This window comes from Micromonospora chokoriensis (assembly GCF_000718555.1).
In the GTDB taxonomy this organism is placed as follows: domain Bacteria; phylum Actinomycetota; class Actinomycetes; order Mycobacteriales; family Micromonosporaceae; genus Micromonospora; species Micromonospora chokoriensis_B.
On the sequence record NZ_JOAN01000026.1, the window covers coordinates 1 to 15628 of the forward strand.

The 15628-nt window shown below is 70.5% G+C and carries 16 protein-coding genes; 10 read left to right on the forward strand and 6 right to left on the reverse strand.

Annotated elements, in window-relative coordinates:
• The first annotated feature begins 147 nt into the window (after positions 1–147).
• The 7 genes from IF46_RS0127805 to IF46_RS0127835 all read left to right on the forward strand — a co-directional run bounded on the left by IF46_RS0127805 (position 148) and on the right by IF46_RS0127835 (position 4842).
• Positions 148–531, forward strand: coding sequence for a hypothetical protein (locus IF46_RS0127805; RefSeq protein WP_030491353.1), 384 nt, complete (start codon positions 148–150; stop codon positions 529–531).
• A 121-nt stretch (positions 532–652) separates the two neighbouring features.
• Positions 653–1273 (forward strand): DUF4178 domain-containing protein, encoded by a 621-nt coding sequence (locus tag IF46_RS0127810; RefSeq protein ID WP_030491354.1) that lies wholly within the window; start codon positions 653–655, stop codon positions 1271–1273.
• 92 nt (positions 1274–1365) lie between these two features.
• On the forward strand, positions 1366–2130 hold the full coding sequence (locus IF46_RS0127815) for a hypothetical protein (RefSeq protein ID WP_036393518.1): 765 nt from the start codon (positions 1366–1368) through the stop codon (positions 2128–2130).
• 72 nt (positions 2131–2202) lie between these two features.
• Positions 2203–2877: a hypothetical protein gene (locus IF46_RS0127820; protein ID WP_030491356.1), complete on the forward strand. Its 675-nt coding sequence runs from the start codon at positions 2203–2205 to the stop codon at positions 2875–2877.
• Positions 2878–2888: 11 nt separating this feature from the next.
• The gene (locus IF46_RS0127825) at positions 2889–3698 is read left to right on the forward strand and encodes an SDR family NAD(P)-dependent oxidoreductase (protein ID WP_030491357.1); all 810 of its coding nucleotides are present in this window, start codon (positions 2889–2891) and stop codon (positions 3696–3698) included.
• Between the two features lie 169 nt (positions 3699–3867).
• Positions 3868–4407: an orotate phosphoribosyltransferase gene (gene pyrE / locus IF46_RS0127830; protein WP_030491358.1), complete on the forward strand. Its 540-nt coding sequence runs from the start codon at positions 3868–3870 to the stop codon at positions 4405–4407.
• 57 nt (positions 4408–4464) lie between these two features.
• On the forward strand, positions 4465–4842 hold the full coding sequence (locus tag IF46_RS0127835) for an ArsR/SmtB family transcription factor (protein ID WP_030332125.1): 378 nt from the start codon (positions 4465–4467) through the stop codon (positions 4840–4842).
• A gap of 164 nt (positions 4843–5006) precedes the next feature.
• Here the strand turns inward: IF46_RS0127835 and IF46_RS0127840 are convergent, their stop codons facing one another.
• The 4 genes from IF46_RS0127840 to IF46_RS0127855 all read right to left on the reverse strand — a co-directional run bounded on the left by IF46_RS0127840 (position 5007) and on the right by IF46_RS0127855 (position 9661).
• Positions 5007–5828 carry a DedA family protein gene (locus tag IF46_RS0127840; RefSeq protein WP_036393520.1) on the reverse strand — a complete coding sequence of 274 codons (822 nt, stop codon included), beginning with the start codon at positions 5826–5828 and terminating at the stop codon, positions 5007–5009.
• 129 nt (positions 5829–5957) lie between these two features.
• On the reverse strand, positions 5958–7547 hold the full coding sequence (locus IF46_RS0127845; RefSeq protein ID WP_030491360.1) for an LPXTG cell wall anchor domain-containing protein: 1590 nt from the start codon (positions 7545–7547) through the stop codon (positions 5958–5960).
• A 188-nt stretch (positions 7548–7735) separates the two neighbouring features.
• Positions 7736–9301, reverse strand: a complete 1566-nt coding sequence (locus IF46_RS0127850; RefSeq protein ID WP_030491361.1) for a hypothetical protein — start codon at positions 9299–9301, stop codon at positions 7736–7738.
• A gap of 147 nt (positions 9302–9448) precedes the next feature.
• Positions 9449–9661 carry a hypothetical protein gene (locus IF46_RS0127855; protein WP_030491362.1) on the reverse strand — a complete coding sequence of 71 codons (213 nt, stop codon included), beginning with the start codon at positions 9659–9661 and terminating at the stop codon, positions 9449–9451.
• 124 nt (positions 9662–9785) lie between these two features.
• On the opposite strand from IF46_RS0127855, the gene IF46_RS0127860 reads away from it, so the two are divergent.
• Together IF46_RS0127860 and fbaA are read left to right on the forward strand one after the other, a co-directional pair.
• Positions 9786–10169 carry a phage holin family protein gene (locus IF46_RS0127860; protein WP_030491363.1) on the forward strand — a complete coding sequence of 128 codons (384 nt, stop codon included), beginning with the start codon at positions 9786–9788 and terminating at the stop codon, positions 10167–10169.
• 136 nt (positions 10170–10305) lie between these two features.
• Positions 10306–11331 carry a class II fructose-bisphosphate aldolase gene (fbaA, locus tag IF46_RS0127865; protein ID WP_030491364.1) on the forward strand — a complete coding sequence of 342 codons (1026 nt, stop codon included), beginning with the start codon at positions 10306–10308 and terminating at the stop codon, positions 11329–11331.
• Between the two features lie 52 nt (positions 11332–11383).
• On the opposite strand, the gene IF46_RS0127870 is transcribed toward fbaA, so the two are convergent.
• Positions 11384–12577: an LOG family protein gene (locus tag IF46_RS0127870; RefSeq protein WP_030491365.1), complete on the reverse strand. Its 1194-nt coding sequence runs from the start codon at positions 12575–12577 to the stop codon at positions 11384–11386.
• 249 nt (positions 12578–12826) lie between these two features.
• On the opposite strand from IF46_RS0127870, the gene IF46_RS0127875 reads away from it, so the two are divergent.
• Entirely contained in the window at positions 12827–13255 is a 429-nt protein-coding gene (locus tag IF46_RS0127875) for a DUF3151 domain-containing protein (RefSeq protein WP_030491366.1), read from the forward strand.
• A 45-nt stretch (positions 13256–13300) separates the two neighbouring features.
• On the opposite strand, the gene IF46_RS0127880 is transcribed toward IF46_RS0127875, so the two are convergent.
• A complete protein-coding gene (locus IF46_RS0127880) occupies positions 13301–15553 on the reverse strand; it encodes a chromosome partitioning protein (RefSeq protein ID WP_030491367.1) in 2253 nt (750 codons plus the stop codon).
• Positions 15554–15628 lie beyond the last annotated feature (75 nt).

Genomic DNA, 15628 nt, shown 5'->3' on the forward strand with positions numbered 1-15628 from the left:
ATCCCAAACATGCCCACCTCCTTTCCCCGCCCAGTCCCGATCCACCCCTGTCGATCAAGAGGTTTGCGTCAGAACCACGTCTTCTGGTGACGCAAACCTCTTGATCGACAGGGGTGGATCGGGACTGGGCGGGGAAAGGAGGTGGGCATGTTTGGGATTGGGAAGAAGGCATGGGAGCGGGAACTTCGGGCGGCTGTCGACACGTTGGTGGCGGCTGAGACGCTCGCCTTTGGCGGGGTCGGGTTCGCCGGGGAGGTGTTGCCGGTGACCGAGGCGTACGAGCGGGTTGCGGCCGCCGTCGACGACCACCCGGAGGAGGTACGCCGCCAACTCGACCGGGTGCTGGCCGACGGCACACCCGCCGGCCGGGCGTACGCGGCCACGCTGCTGGAGCGCGTCGACCCGGCGGCGGCCCGAGCGGCCTGGACCTCGTTGCGGGACGACCCGGGCGAGATCACCACCTTCGTCGGCTGTGTGCTGGACCAGGAAACCCTTGGGGCGTACGCCAGCCGTCGGCTCGCCGCAGCCTGAGCCAGGCACACCGGGCGACACCGCCGGTGCCGTCGGTAGTTGAGCTGTCGGTCACGGTACGGGTCCAGAGGGTGCCGAAGGTTGTTACCGTTCGCGCCGACGAGCCTGGGGAGGTAGTCGGTTGGACGCGCTGGTGGCATGCCTGGTGGCGGCGCTTGCCGTACTCGTGGTGGTCGTGGTCCTGCTCGTCGTGCGGGCCCGGCGGCGGGCGACGGCCCGGCCCGACGGCGTGCCCACGCCCGCACGGTCCGCGCGCGGCGGCGCGGCGGAGTCACCGCACGGCGGCCCGCTCCGCCTGACCCCGGGCGACCGCGTGCGGATCCGCGAGCGGGAGTACGCGGTGAGCGCCACGATCCGCCTCGTCGAGGGGGACTGGAGCTGGGTGCAGCACCTGCTCGACGACGGCTCCGGCACCCGCCACCGGCTCTCCGTGGAGAACGGCCCCGAACTCGAACTGGTGCTCTGGACCGCCGAACCGGGCGCCACCGTCACCCCGGGCGCCCCGACGATCGACCTCGGCGGGCGGCGCTACACCTGGGCCGAGACCGGGCAGGCGCGCTACACCGCCACCGGAGAGACCGAACTGCCGTCGGCCGGGACGATGCGCTACCACGACTACCAGTCCGGTGGCGCCGCCCGGCTCTCCTTCGAGGCGTACGGCGAAGAGGGCTGGAGGGTGGCCCGCGGCGACCTGCTCGACCTCGCCGACCTGACGATCCGCCCCACGCCTGAGGCTCGGTGAGCCGGCCCGGGTGGACGCGCCGGGCTCAGCACGGCATGCCGAAGTGGCCGGTTGTCGATACGGTGTGGGCGCGATCTTAGGGAAGGAGAATCGTGGTCGATTCCCACAGCACGCCGGCCCGTCAGCGGCCATCCATTGTGTCGATTTCCAGCTACTTGCTCTTCCTGTTCCTGGCGTGCCAGGTGATCAGTCTGATCATCACGCTCAGCACCTTCGGTAAGACGCGCGACGCGCTCCGTGACGCGTACGCGGGCAGCACCGTCGAGGGCGCCGAGCAGGTGGCCGACGTCTTCGCCGTCGTCGGCATCGGCAGCAGCATCCTGCTGCTGCTGCTCGCGGTGGTCCTGGGCGTCCTGGCGCTGTTCAACAACCAGGGCCGCAACGGTGCCCGGATCACCACCTGGATCGTCGGCGGCATCATGGTCTGCTGCGTCGGCGGCGGCCTGCTCAGCAACGCCGCCGGCGGGTTCAACACCGGTGGCGGGACCGGCGACGGGCCGAGCCCCGAGGAGATCCAGCGTCGCCTGGAGGAGGCCCTGCCCTCCTGGTTGACTCCGGTCAGCATCCTGCTCGGCGTGATCAGCCTGATCGCGCTGATCACGGCGCTGATCCTGCTGGCGCTGCCGAAGGCGAACGAGTTCTTCCGTAAGCCCACCGCGGCCTGGGAGCCGCCGACCCCGGGTGCCAGCTACCCGGGGTACCCGCAGGCTCCGGGTCAGCCTGGCTACCCGCAGGCATCCGGTGAGCCGGGCTATCCGTCGAGTGGGGAGCCGAGCTACCCGCCGCCGGCCGCGGACCGGCCGGACGACACTCCGCCCACCGACCGGCCCGGGTCAACCCCGCCGTCGACGAGTTGACCGTTCGATAAGCACGACGCCGACGATCCCTCCGAGTAGGTTGCAACCCGACGCCTACCGGAGGGATTCGTCGTGTCGTACCCGGAATCGGCACCGGCCCGCCGGCCCGCCGCCGTCCTGTCAGCCGCGACCGTGCTGTTGGTGATGGCGGTCGCCGCGCTCGCGTACGCCGTGGTCGACCTGGTGGTGCTTGGTGGGACGGTCGACGCGTTCCGCTCCGCCGCCCGGGACACCTCGGCGAGCCCGGCGCAGATCGACGACGTGGTGACTCTGCTGCGCGCGTCCGCGGTGCTGTCGGCGGTGGTGGCGGCACTCTCCGCGCCGCTGCTCGCCGGCCTGGCCCTCGGGCTGCTGGCCGGGCGCAACGGCGTCCGGGTGGCGACCTGGGTGGTCAGCGGGCTCGGCCTGCTCGCCGGTTGTTGCAGCGTGGCGGTGGTCGTCGGCGAGCGGGCGGCGCCACTGCAACTGGGCTCCGGCGAGCAGGCTCTCGCCGAGTTGCTGGGCCTGATCGGCGACGCGTACCCGTCCTGGTGGATTCCGCTCAACGCCGGGCTTTCCGTCGCGCAAGGGCTCGGTTACCTTGTAGTAGCTTCGCTGCTGACGCTGCCGGCGGCGAACAGCTGGTTCGGTCGTCATCGCGCGCCCGCGCCGACTGCACCGCCCGCGCCAACCGCACCGCCCGCGTTAATGCCCGCCCCGCACCAGCCCCCGTCGGCGCCGCCCGCGCCCCCGTACCCGCCCAGGTGAGGACTCGCCCCGTGCCGCTCGACCCCACGACTGCCGAGCGCCGAGCCCTGATCACCGGGGCCACCGCCGGCATCGGCGCGGCGTTCACCCGACGGCTGGCCGCCGACGGCTGGCACCTGGTGCTTGTCGCCCGTGACGCCGCCCGGCTGACCGAGCTGGCCAGCGAGCTGGGGTCCGCGTACGGCCGTGCGGTGGAGACGATTTCCGCGGATCTGTCCACCGACGACGGCTGCGCCATCGTGGAGCAGCGGCTCGCCGATGGCAGCCCTGTTCATCTGTTGGTCAACAATGCGGGGATCAGCCTGAACAAACCGTTCCTTCGCTCTACGGCGGAGGACGAGGCACGACTGTTGCGGCTCAACGTCCATGCGGTCATGCGGTTGACCCTGGCGGCCCTACGAACGATGACCGAACGGCGAAATGGGGCAGTGATAAATGTCTCTTCGGTCGCCGGGTTCGGTACGGCGATGCCCGGATCGACGTACTCCGCCAGCAAGGCATGGGTCACCAACTTCAGCGAGTCCGTCGGCCAGTCGGCGCGACCGTTCGGCGTTCAGGTGATGGCCCTCTGCCCCGGCTACACGCGCACAGAATTCCACCAGCGAGCCGGCATCAACATGTCCAAGACGCCAGAGTGGCTCTGGCTGCGAGCCGAGGACGTGGTTGACGAAGCCCTGCGTGACCTGCGCAAAGGCAAGATGGTCAGCATTCCAGCGTGGAAGTACAAGGTGGTCGTCGCCGGCATGCGGCACGCGCCACGGCGGCTGCTGCAGGCGGTCGCCCGCGACACCCGCGGCCGGATCGGTCGCGACGAACGCTGAGCCCCGACCGGCCCGTCGACCCCCGGTGGGCGTTGGGGCGGCGTTGGCGCGCCGCTGTCAGACCGGTCGCTGAGCGTAGTCGAACATCGCCAGTCATCGGTTCCTCTCCGGGCTGATCAGGGTGGACCCCGCACACGGCGTTCAGAGTTGCGCAGTAACCTCTATCGCCATGGGGGACCACGACGACCTGCGTAAATTCATTACCGACCTGGCTGTAGTCCACGGCCGGGTCGTGCTCTCGTCGGGGCGCGAGGCAGACTGGTACGTGGATCTGCGGCGCGTCACGCTCCATCACCAGGCTGCTCCTTTGGTCGGCCGGGTGTTGCTCGACCTCGCCGCCGACTGGGAGTACGACGCGGTCGGGGGCCTCACCCTGGGCGCGGATCCTGTCGCACTCTCGATGCTGCACGCCGCCGCTCCGACCGGCCGGGCCCTGGACGCCTTTGTGGTGCGCAAGGCGGGCAAGGCCCACGGTCTGCAGCGACGGATCGAGGGACCGGACGTGGCTGGCCGCCGCGTGTTGGCGGTGGAGGACACATCCACGACGGGCGGAAGTGTTTTGACCGCTGTCGAGGCGCTTCGCGAGGCCGGAGCGGAAGTCGTGGGCGTGGTGGTTATTGTTGATCGAGGAGCCGGCGACGCGGTGCGAGCCGCCGGATTGCCGTACCGGGCGGCCTATACGTTGGCTGACCTCGGCCTTGTGGCGTAAAAGTCTGCCGATTCGGATCTGCTGATATGCAGGCGGATCGATGCTGCTGGTGGAAGGATGGAATACGTGGGAACTGCGTTGGCCGAAATGACTATGCCTCAGATCTCGCCGCTAAACGGCGAGCCGATCGAACGTGCCGATGCCGAGCGTCTGGCCGGGGTCCTCAAGGCCCTTGCTGATCCTGCTCGGTTGCGGCTGCTCAGCCTGATCCAGTCGGCCCCCGAGGGCGAGGCGTGCGTCTGTGACCTGACGGCGCCGCTCGGCCTCTCCCAGCCGACGGTCAGTCATCACCTGCGCATCCTCACCGAGGCTGGCTTGTTGCAGCGGGAGAAGCGCGGTGTCTGGGCGTACTACAGCCTGGTCCCGAGTGCGATCGCGACGATCGCCGACCTGCTGACCCCGCCGCGTAAGCGAGCCACCAAGAAGGCTCGCTGACGTAGGCACTACGCCGTCCCGAGCTGGGGCGGCGTCCGGTGGCGAGCCAGGGGTGGCGCCACCGGTGGGTGACACCTGCTCGTCCCCGGTCGCACCGCCGGAGGCCGAGTTCGACATGCCGACGGCCGACCCCCTCACCAGGGGGCCGGCCGTCGTCGTACGTCTCAGCGGTCCTGACCGTGCTCCGGGCGCTGCTGGCCGTGCTGGTGCCGGTCGTGGTCGAACGCCTCGCGGGCCGCCTCCACCGCGCCAGCGGCACTGGCCGCCGCGACCACCGCGACCGCCTCGCCGCGCTTACGAGCCCGCCGGTCGCGGAGGAACTCGAAGAAGATCGGCAGTACCGAGATCACAATGATCAGGGCCACCACCGGCAGGATGTAGCGGTCGATCTTGTCGCCGATGGCCTGGTAGATCTGCTCGGCCAGCAGGTAGCCGATCAGCAGGATGCCGTCCACCCAGAGCACCGCGCCAACGATGTTCCAGAGCAGGAACTTCCGGGCCGGCATGCCGAGCGCGCCCGCGACCGGGTTGAGGAACGTCCGGACGATCGGGATGAAGCGCGCCAGCACCACTGCCTTCGCCGGGCCGAACTTCTCGAAGTAGTACTCGGCCTTCTCCACGTACTCCTTCTTGAAGAGCCGGGAGTTCGGCCGCTCGAACATCGGCCGGCCGTACCGCGCGCCGAGCCAGTGCCCCAGCTGGGCGCCGACGATCGCGCAGATCGGGCCGCCGATGAGCAAGCCAACCAGGTTGAGGCGGGTGCCGTCGCCGAAGATCGCGTCCGCCACCGGGGACGCGGCGACCCCAGCGAGGAACAGCAGCGAGTCACCGGGGAAGAAGAAGCCCACCAGGAGGCCGGTCTCGGCGAAGAGGATCACCCACACGCCGATCAGCCCGAAGGTCTGCAACAGATCCTTGGGATCGAGCGGGTTCAGGGCGACGCTCTCCACGAGAGCGCGAGTCTTCTCAGCTGTGTCCACGGCCACAAAGGGTACCGAAGCCCAAGGCCCTGGCCACGCCGGACCGGCCCGTCACCACCCGCTCGCGCCGTGGGGCCCAACGACGGTGCCCCGCCGACCGGGATGGTCGGCGGGGCACCGGGTGGTGCGGGTGGATCAGGCCACGAAGCGGGTCCGGCGGCGCTTGGCCACCAGGTAGCCGCCGACGCCCGCGGCGAGCAGCAGCGCGCCGATGCCGGCGATCAGGCCGGTGGACTGACCGGTGATCGGCAGCGAGCCGCCGTCACCGCCGCCGTTGCCGCCGTTGCTGCCGCCAGCGTTGCCGCCACCGTCCGTGCCGCCGGCCGCGTTCACCAGGATCTTGGCGACGTCGTTGGCCGGGTCCAGGTCCTTGATCTCGGTCTCCTCGTGCCCGGTGCGCAGCTTGACCTCACCGGCTTGGCCGCCGGCCTGGTCGATCCGCAGCTGGAACTCGTAGTCGACCTTCTCGCCCTTTTTGATCGAGCCGGGCACGAAGCACTGGTAGACCCGCGCGCCGGGCTTGCCCGACTCCCACCCGTCGTCCTCGGCGTCGAAGCAGCTCTCCGGAGCGCGGACGGCGGTGACGCCCTTCGGCAGCGTGACGGTGGTGCTGATCCAGGGCGACTCGCTGCCACCCGTGTTGACGGCCGCCGGCCCGTTGTTGACGTAGCCGACCGTGAGCGCGACGGTGGCACCGACGTCACCGGTCACCTTCGCGCCGCGCGCTGCCACATCGGCGCGCTGGTTGCCGGTCACCTGAAGGTCGACCCAGGTCGAGTTGTCCAACGGGTTGACGTCGGTCTGCCGGGAGCGCAGGTTCGCGGCCGGCTCGAGCTTCAGCTCACCCTCGGTGCCGTTCGGCCCGAGCTTGGCCGGGAGTTCAGCCTCGGACCTGTACTCGTCCCAGTCGGCAGGCGTGAACCAGGTGGAGAATCCGCCGAAGGTGTTCGGTGCCCAGCTGTCGGTGGGCACGGTGAACCCGAAGCTGTCGTCGAGGCGGAAGCTACTGTTCTTGCCGATGGTGGTGTCGAAGCGGCATGCGAACGCGAAGTCGTGCAGCGGGCCCTCGGTGTACTCGCAGTTCTCGTAGCGCTTCGACGGCTGAAGACCGTCCGCGCCGACGACGAAGAGAACCGCGTCCTCCGCGGGGACCTCGCCCCGGTTCGTCACCTGGAACGGGGCCTTCAGCGTGGCGCCGGGCGCGCCCTTTAGCTCCAGGGACTCGTTGGTGGTGAGGTCGACGCCCTCGCCGATTTCGACTGTCGAGCTGTAGGAGGCGGATCCGGACTTGCCGTCCGGCGTGACCGTGAAACTCAGCTCGCCCTTCTGATCGGGCTTGGCGTCGGCCTTTGCGCGAACGAGGAGGGAGACGAGGTTCAGGTACGAGCCGTCGTCGTCCTGGTCCTCGACCTTGCACGTCAGGATCGCACCGGACTCGGTGCAGTTCTCCCCGCTGTCCTCGACGTCGGCGAAACCGTCGATCTTGCTCCGGTCCACCTTGATCGTGTAGTCGCCGGGCTGCCGCTCCGTGATGAGCGAGAAGAGGGTGACCCACTTCTCGGTGCCGCCGGGCGCGACGATCACGTTGTTGGCGTACAGGTCGAGATTGTCTATCGGTGCGGCGAAGGTTGCCGGTGCGGCGGATGCGGGGGTGGCGGAGGCGGCGACGAGCGCGCCTGCGACGCCCAGCCCGGCGAGCCAGCGCCGGGTGGAGTGCTTGAGCATGGGGTTCCCTCGTGTCGGGGGACGAAAGGTGAAGCCAGCGGATCTTAAGAAACAGCTAAGGTTCCCCGCCGCCCGCGTCGGCCCGTGAGCGCGGATATTGGCCGAACGGTTGATCAATCTCGCCGCAACGTTTCCGTCCGCCCGCTTCCGTCATCTCAGGCAGGAGCCCTCGGTCGGGTCGAGGTGGGTCAGGCGGTGAAGCGGCTGCCTTGGCGTCGGGCGAGCAGGTAGCAGCCCGCACCGCTGACGAGCAGCAGGGCCCCGATGCCGGCGATCAGGTTGATGGGGGAGCCGGTGATGGGCAGCGAACCACCACCGCCGCCTCCACCGCTGCCTTCACCCTCACCGTGGCCGCCGCCCTGGGCCGCGTTGACCAGGATGACGGCCCTGTCGTTTGCCGGTTTGATGTCGTCCTCGAAGCTGCCGCCGGCGGGGCATTCGCACGGCGCGTTGACCCACACCGCACCCCGGGCGTTGGAAATGACCTTGTCGATGCGCAGGCGGAACTTCATGGAGTAGGTCTGACCGGCCACCAGGAGCATCTCCGAGGCGCACTGGTAGGTGCGGGTGCCCGGCCGCAGTTGGCAGCTAACGGGGATCTCGACGGCGGTGGTGCCCGGTGGCAGCTCGACGACCGTATGGGTGGCGGCCTCCCAGTCGGCGTTCGTCTTGTCGAGCGTCGCGGGGCCGTTGTTCCGGAAGCCGACGGTTGCCGTGACGACGCTGCCGGCCCTGCCCTTGAGCGAGGCGCCGATCGCGGCGAGGTCGGTGCCGTTCGTGCCGGTGACCTTGATGGTCCACCCGGTGTAGTCGTAGCCCGGACCGACGTCGGTCTGGTCGGCCTGCCGCATCCGGCTGGGTGCCTCGGCCAGAGTCAGCTTCGGGCCGGTGCCGCGGGTGGCCGCCCGAGCGCCGACTGCTTCCCGCACCCGGGTCAGGTCCTCGAAGTCGGCAGTGGTCATGAACTGGGCATAGCCGGACTGGTTGGTCGGGGCGTAGGTGTCCTTGGCGAGTTCGAGGTTCAGTGTGGTGGCCAGCCCCGTGCCCACCGGGATCTCCTCGTCGAACTGGCAGGAGAGCAGGTGGTCGCCGGAGTAGAGACAGTTGCTGAACCGGTCCTTGGCCCTAATCGAATAGCCGAGGTCGAAGACCGCGACGAACCCGGTGATGGGCTTGTCGCCGGCGTTGGTCACGGCCAGCGGCACCCTGAACTTCCCGCCCGGCTTGGAGGAGTGCTCGGTGAACGGCCCACCGGCCAGGTCGACACCCTCACCGACCCGGATCCGGGAGGTGTAGCCGCCCTGCCGCCCGCCGGCCGCCTGGAAGCTGACGGCGACGTCCCCGGAGTCGCCGAGCTGCGCATCTTCGGTGAGGCCGAGGTGCACCCGCTTGGTCACGTTGCGGTAGATCCCGCTGCCAAGCGGCGGCAGCTCGTGCAGGGCGACGTCGAAGGGCTCCGCGCAGACGAGAACGCCCGCCTCCGGGGCGGTGCACGTCTGGCCGTCGGCGGGGGCGATGGTGATCTTGTTGACCAGGGAGCGGTAGTCGTACCGCACCGAGACGTCGGTGAGGACCGTCGGCTCGTCGGCGTACAGGAACATGGAGCGGGTGATCGCCGTCGAGCCGACGGCCAGAGTCGCGTCCTGGAAGTAGGGCTCGATTGCGGCCGCGGCGACGGCGGGGGTGGCGGAGGCGGCGACCAACGCGCCTGCGGCGCCGAGCCCGGTCAGCCAGCGGATCGAATGCTTGAGCATGGAGGTCCTCCCGTGGGGATACAGGTGGCGCTCGTCCAACCTAGGGAGGTCCTGGTGCTTCCGGTGGCCTTTTCGGATCGATGTTCGTCTAATGAACCGAACGGCTGAGCAGCTATGTCGCAATGGGCAGCCGATCCTGCGGCCGGGTCAGCGGTAGTCGTCCTCGTCCCCGGTGACCACCCGGGCCTGCTCCATCGCGTCCCAGTCGTCGACCTCCAGGCCGCGGTGCGGCTCGCTGTCGACGTCGTCGGGGCCGGCGACGGTGGCCTGTTCGACCGCGTCCGCCGGGTTCGCCTCGGGGTCGCGTTCGTCGGACGCGAGGTGGTCGCCGGGGGTGAAGTCCTCGTCGGGCTGACCCATCGTCTCTCCCGGGGGTCTCGGGGCACGGTTCCCACCCACCGTACGGGCTCGGCGGGCGCACCGCCCGGAAGCGGAGTAGGCGGAATCAGCCCTCGGTGACGCGACCCGATGCCAGGATGGTGCGGTGGGCTTCCTCATCAGACTGGCGATCACCGCGGTCGCGTTGTGGATAACCACGCTGATCGTGCCCGGGGTCGACGTGCACGGCCGCTCGGGTGGCAACACCGTGCTCACCCTCATCGTGGTGGCGCTGATCTTCGGCGTGATCAACGCGGTGCTCAAGCCGGTGATCCGGGTCGTCGGCTGCGTGTTCTACCTGCTGACCCTGGGCCTGTTCGCGCTGGTGGTCAACGCGTTGCTGTTCCTGCTCACCGACCGGATCGCCCGTGGGCTCGACCTGCCGTTCCAGGTGGACGGTTTCTGGCCGGCGTTCTGGGGAGCCATCGTGATGACCGTGGTGACCTGGTTGATCAGCGTCATCGTGCCGGACAACCTGGACCGCCGATGAACGGCTAGAACCCGGGTCGGTTGTTCCGGTGCACCTCACCTACGGGATACTTCCGCGCGGAGGACAGCGCGGTCCGGCGCACAAATGAAGAACAGCGGCCAGCACGGCCGAGAGTGGTAAGTAAGGAGCACATCACATGCCCATCGCTTCCCCCGAGGCTTACGCGGAGATGCTGGACCGCGCCAAGGCTGGCCGGTACGCGTACCCCGCAATCAACGTGACCTCCTCTCAGACGCTGAACGCGGCGCTCAAGGGCTTCGCCGACGCGGAGAGCGACGGCATCATCCAGGTTTCCACGGGTGGCGCCGAGTACCTCTCCGGCCCCTCGATCAAGGACATGGTCACCGGCGCGGTGGCGTTCGCCGCGTACGCGCACGAGGTGGCCAAGAAGTACTCGGTCAACATCGCGCTGCACACCGACCACTGCCCGAAGGACAAGCTGGACAAGTTCGTGCGTCCGCTGATGGGCATCTCGCAGGAGCGGGTGAAGCGCGGCGAGGAGCCGCTGTACCAGTCGCACATGTGGGACGGCTCGGCCGTGCCGGTCGCGGAGAACCTGCAGATCGCCGCTCAGCTCCTCGACGAGGCCGCCAAGGCCAAGATCGTCCTGGAGATCGAGGTCGGCGTCGTCGGTGGCGAGGAGGATGGCGTCGAGAACGCCATCAACGACAAGCTCTACACCACCACCGAGGACGGCCTGGCCATGGTCGAGGCGCTCGGCCTCGGCGAGAAGGGCCGCTACATGGCCGCGCTGACCTTCGGCAACGTGCACGGCGTCTACAAGCCGGGCAACGTCAAGCTGCGTCCGGAGATCCTCAACCAGATCCAGGAGGCTGTCGGCGCCAAGTACGGCAAGGACAAGCCGCTCAGCCTGGTCTTCCACGGCGGCTCGGGCTCCCTGCTGAGCGAGATCCGTGAGGCTCTGGACTACGGCGTGGTGAAGATGAACATCGACACCGACACCCAGTACGCCTTCACCCGGCCCGTCGCGGACCACATGCTCCGCAACTACGACGGCGTGCTGAAGATCGACGGCGAGGTCGGCAACAAGAAGCTGTACGACCCGCGCGCCTGGGGCAAGGCCGCCGAGGCTGGCCTGGCCGCCCGGGTCGTCGAGGCGTGCGAGCACCTGCGCTCGACCGGCACCACGATGACCAAGTAACGACGTCCCACCGACGGCCGGCTCCCCCGCACGGGGAGGCCGGCCGTCGTCGTCAGGAGGTCAGCAGGCGCACGGCCTCGCGGACGTCGTCGGTCAGGTGGATCGTCGACGACAGGTCACCGAACGGAGACGCGGCCAGCAGCGGGCGCAACAGCGCCTCGACCGGCAACTCCTGGGTCCAGTAGGCGCGGTCCAGGAAGATGTAAGCCCCGCTCGCGCCGTCGGTGCCGTAGTAGGTCTTGGTGGCCGCCTGGAACACTTCCTGCACCGTGCCCGCCCGCCCCGGCGCGAAGACGATGCCACCCCGGGCGAGTCGCAGGATGGTGTCCTCCCGGATCGCGTTCGAGAAGTACTTCGCGATCCGCCCGGCGAACAGGTTCGCCGGCTCGTGCCCGTACAGCCAGGTCGGGATGGCCAGGCCACCGGCGCGCGCCCAGCCCCGGTCGTCGCCACGTTGCCGGGGCACACCCGCGTACCGTTCCCGGACCGTCAGCGCCGTGGCCGTGTACCGGTGGTGGTCGGTGAAGTCGGGGGCGGTGGCCAGCAGGTCGATCGCCGCCGTCACGTCGGTCGCCGGTCGGTCCGCCAGGTAGGCGCCGAGATTCGCGGCCTCCATCACCCCGGGGCCGCCGCCGGTCACCACCAGCCGGTCGGCCCGCGCCAGCTCCCAACCCAGCACGGCCGCCATCCGGTACGCGGGACTACCGCGCCGCACCGCGTGCCCGCCCATGATGCCCACCACCGACTGCGGCCCGTACGCGGCCAGCCAGACCCGGGTGGCGTCGGCCAACGCGTTGTCCACGCCGTGGTCGTGCAGCCGCTGACCCAGCGCCTCCTTGACGTCCGGCAGCGCGCCGCCGTGCGCTCGGTAGTGGTCGTACACCCGGGTGTCGTACATCCCGGTGAACCCGCCCTCGGCGAACCCGGCAGCCAGGTCCTCCGGGGTGTAGAGGTGGGTCGGTTGGGTCGGGTACGGCAGCCCTGAGAACGGCGGCACCACGTTCGCGCCGCGGCGGACCAGGTCGGCGCCCACGTCCCGGGATGCGAACCGGCACCCGACGAAGAGGGTGCCGGCGACGTCGATGCCGGTCAGGTCGGGCGCCGGCGCGAGGTCGAGGCGCAGGCCCTGCACGGTCAGCCCGGTCAGCCGACCGGTGGCCAACTGTTGATCGAGCTCGGCCCGGGTCTGGATCTCGCCGGGATGCAGGTGCGGCTCGATGACGTCCGCGGGAGGTGGGGTCGGCACCGGGCCATCCTGCCCGTCCGCCGGGGCCGGTCAAACCTCGGCCCGGGGCTGAGACCGACAGGAGCCCGGTGGTCGTGGCCACCGGGCTCCTGCATAACCGGTTCCTGGGGAGGCTCCGGACCATTAGTTGTAGTGGAAAACACCAGGCAGCGGCATAGGCCGCAGGCGTGATGAACTCCTCAGCCGTTCAGCGGGACGCGTCGGCCGACCCGCTCGCGTGTCGCACTGTCCAGCGGGTTGAATGGGGCGATGCAGAACCTTTTGCCAGAGCCACCGGCCACCCGCCTGCCCGTGAACGAGGAGGCCGACGCCGCCCTGGCTGCCGCCAACGAGGCCGGCACCGATGAGGCGTACGCCAACGTGGCGGCCGGCTTCCCGACCTACAGTGCTGCCTGGGCGGAGCTCGCGGCCCGGGCGTTCGCCCAGGGCCAGGTGGTGGCGGCGTACGCGTACGCCCGCACCGGCTACCACCGGGGCCTCGACCAGCTGCGCCGCAGTGGTTGGAAGGGACACGGCCCGGTGCCGTGGTCGCACGAGCCCAACCGGGGCTTCCTCCGCTGCCTGTACGTGCTGTCCCGCGCTGCCGACGAGATCGGCGAGGCCGACGAGGCGGCCCGCTGTGCCCAGTTCCTGCGCGACTGCGACCCGGAAGCGGCGGACGCGCTGGCGAGCAACTGACCCCGTGCCGACGGCCGGCCCGAGACCGGGCCGGCCGTCGGCGGGTTACAACCCTTCGGCGACCGCAGCGGCGATCTTCAGCCAGGCGTCCCGGGTGGCCGAGGAGAGCCCGCCGTACCGGATCGGCTCGCCGCTGTCGATGAGCCGCTCGTACGGGGCCAGCAGCACCGCCCGGGTGCGGGCCGCGAAGTGCTCCTGGATGGCCGGCAGGTCGATCTCCTTGCGGGACGGCGGCATCGACACCACTGTCACGGCCTGCCGGACCAGCCGTTGCCGACCGCTCTGCTCCAGGTGGTCGAGCATCCGCGCGGCGGTCTCGGCGGAGTCGTTACGGGCCGACATGGTGACCACCAACTGGTCGGTGGCGTCCATCGACGCCTGCCAGTTCTGTGCCCGGACGTTGTTTCCGGTGTCCACGAAGATCAACTTATAGAACCGGCTGACCACCTCGCGGATCTCGGCGAACGCGGCGGCGGTCAACATCTCGCCACCGGTGGCCGACTCGTCCGAGGCCAGGACGTCGAACATCCCCTCGCCCTGCGAGCGGACATACTGCGACAGGTCACCGACCCGCCCGTGCGCACCCTGGAACTGCCCGAGGTCACGCAGCATGTCCCGCACCGTGCGGGCGTGGAAGTCCTGCTGGGCACGCATCCCGAGGGTGCCCTGGGTCTCGTTGTTGTCCCAGGCCAGCACGTAGCCACCGCGCTTCTGGCCGAACGTCATCGCGAGCAGCAGGATGGCCACCGTCTTGCCGGCGCCGCCCTTCGGGTTGACCACGGTCACCTGCCGCAGACCGCCGAAGTTGCGGCGCACCATCTCGATGTCCCGCTTGAGCTCCTGCTCGTGACGCCCCGGAGACAGCCGGAGCAGCCCCATCTTGTTGACCACCGCGCGTACGCCCATGGTCGCCACCGGGTCGGCGGGCCGGACCTGGCGGCGGCGGGCGAAGTCCTCGGCGGTGGGCGCAGCGGTCGCGTCCGGTGTCCAGCTCGCATCCGGGTACGCGGTCGCGTCCGGATATGCGGTCGCATCCGGGTAACCGGCGGCCGGCATCCGGGTCACCCCGTCGGCCTCCTGGTACGGCTGCCCCGGGGTGCCGCCGGGCGAGCCCTGCTGCCAGGGCGGTGGATACCAACCCGGCGAGGGCGGGAACGGCCCAGGTGGCGGGGTCGGTGGTCCGGCCTGCGGCGGAGCGGGCTGCGGTGCGGGATGGCCGTGCGGCGGGTTGCCGAATTGCGTCAGGTCGGGTGGCGGCGGAATCTGCGCCGGGGCGGCCTGGCCGGGGATCGCCGGGGTGAACGACGGCCCGGGGTGTACCTGCCCGGGGCCGGGGTGCGGGATGGCGGGTGGGGGCGGGACCGGAGGCGTTGCGCTGGCCTCGTCCTGGGCGGGTGCGGCCGTCCCAGCCGGGCGCTGCGGCGGGTACGCCCACGGCGACTCGGCAATCGGCCGCGCCGGCCCGCCAGCGGACCCGTCTTCACCAGACCCACCAGCCTGCGGTGCCGGCCCGGCCGCTGCGGACCCACCAGTCTGGGTTGCCGGCCGGCCCGCTGTGGGGCTGGCTGCCGAGGAGCCCGCCGGCGTGGGGCCGGCTGCCGTCGGGCTGTCGGCGGCGCTCGGGCTGTCGGCGGACGCGGTGGCGGCTGGGGTGGAATGGTCGGTGGGTGCGGGCGTCGCGGGGCCGGTAGCGGTGGGGCGGTCCAGGGTGAACGGCAGATCCAGGTCGACGCCGCCCGCGACGATCGGCGCGGCGGGCACGACGGCCGGACCACCGTTGCCGAGCTGCGCTGCTTCGCCCGACTTGCTCGCCGTGTCGGTGTTGGCCGGTCGGCTGTCCGTCCGCGCGGAGGCGGCGTTCGGTGTCGCGGCGGAGGGGATTCCGGTACCGCCCTGCGTTGGCGGTGCCGCAGCGGCCGGGTCGGTCGGTGGTGGCCAACTCGGCTGAGCCGGCGCCCAACCCGACCCGGTGCCGGATGGCCCGCTGGCCCCCCACCCCCCGGGTGCGGGGACAGCGCCGGTGAGCGACGGGTAGTCCGACGGCGAGGGCGGCGACAGCGCCGCCGCGCCGGGCTGACCAGGAACCGGCGGCCGCCCGATCGGAGGCGCGGCCACCGGTGGCGTAACCGGCTGCGCGGCCGACGACGGGCCGCCCCGCTGCTCGGCGACCGCCGCCCAGGGCGGCACCGCGCCACCTGCGGCCCGGTCGCCCGGATCTGGCGGCCAGAGTGGTTCGATGTCCCGCTCCGGCACCGGCTGCTGGCCGGGCACCTGCGCCCGGTCGGCGTTCTCGTCCATTACGGCCCTCCCCAGTCCTCCTGCGAGGATAGGCCCATCCGCCCAGGAGGGCCGGTCGGCGCAGCCACGTCGGCC

What these genes read in the sequence shown, in the direction of transcription:
- IF46_RS0127805 (WP_030491353.1), top strand. Translation starts at nt 148, where the DNA reads ATGTTTGGGATTGGGAAGAAGGCATGGGAGCGGGAACTTCGGGCGGCT.
- pyrE (WP_030491358.1), top strand. Translation starts at nt 3,868, where the DNA reads ATGGGGGACCACGACGACCTGCGTAAATTCATTACCGACCTGGCTGTA.
- IF46_RS0127835 (WP_030332125.1), top strand. Translation starts at nt 4,465, where the DNA reads ATGGAATACGTGGGAACTGCGTTGGCCGAAATGACTATGCCTCAGATC.
- IF46_RS0127845 (WP_030491360.1), bottom strand. Translation starts at nt 7,547, where the DNA reads ATGCTCAAGCACTCCACCCGGCGCTGGCTCGCCGGGCTGGGCGTCGCA.
- IF46_RS0127850 (WP_030491361.1), bottom strand. Translation starts at nt 9,301, where the DNA reads ATGCTCAAGCATTCGATCCGCTGGCTGACCGGGCTCGGCGCCGCAGGC.
- IF46_RS0127855 (WP_030491362.1), bottom strand. Translation starts at nt 9,661, where the DNA reads ATGGGTCAGCCCGACGAGGACTTCACCCCCGGCGACCACCTCGCGTCC.
- fbaA (WP_030491364.1), top strand. Translation starts at nt 10,306, where the DNA reads ATGCCCATCGCTTCCCCCGAGGCTTACGCGGAGATGCTGGACCGCGCC.
- IF46_RS0127875 (WP_030491366.1), top strand. Translation starts at nt 12,827, where the DNA reads ATGCAGAACCTTTTGCCAGAGCCACCGGCCACCCGCCTGCCCGTGAAC.
- IF46_RS0127880 (WP_030491367.1), bottom strand. Translation starts at nt 15,553, where the DNA reads ATGGACGAGAACGCCGACCGGGCGCAGGTGCCCGGCCAGCAGCCGGTG.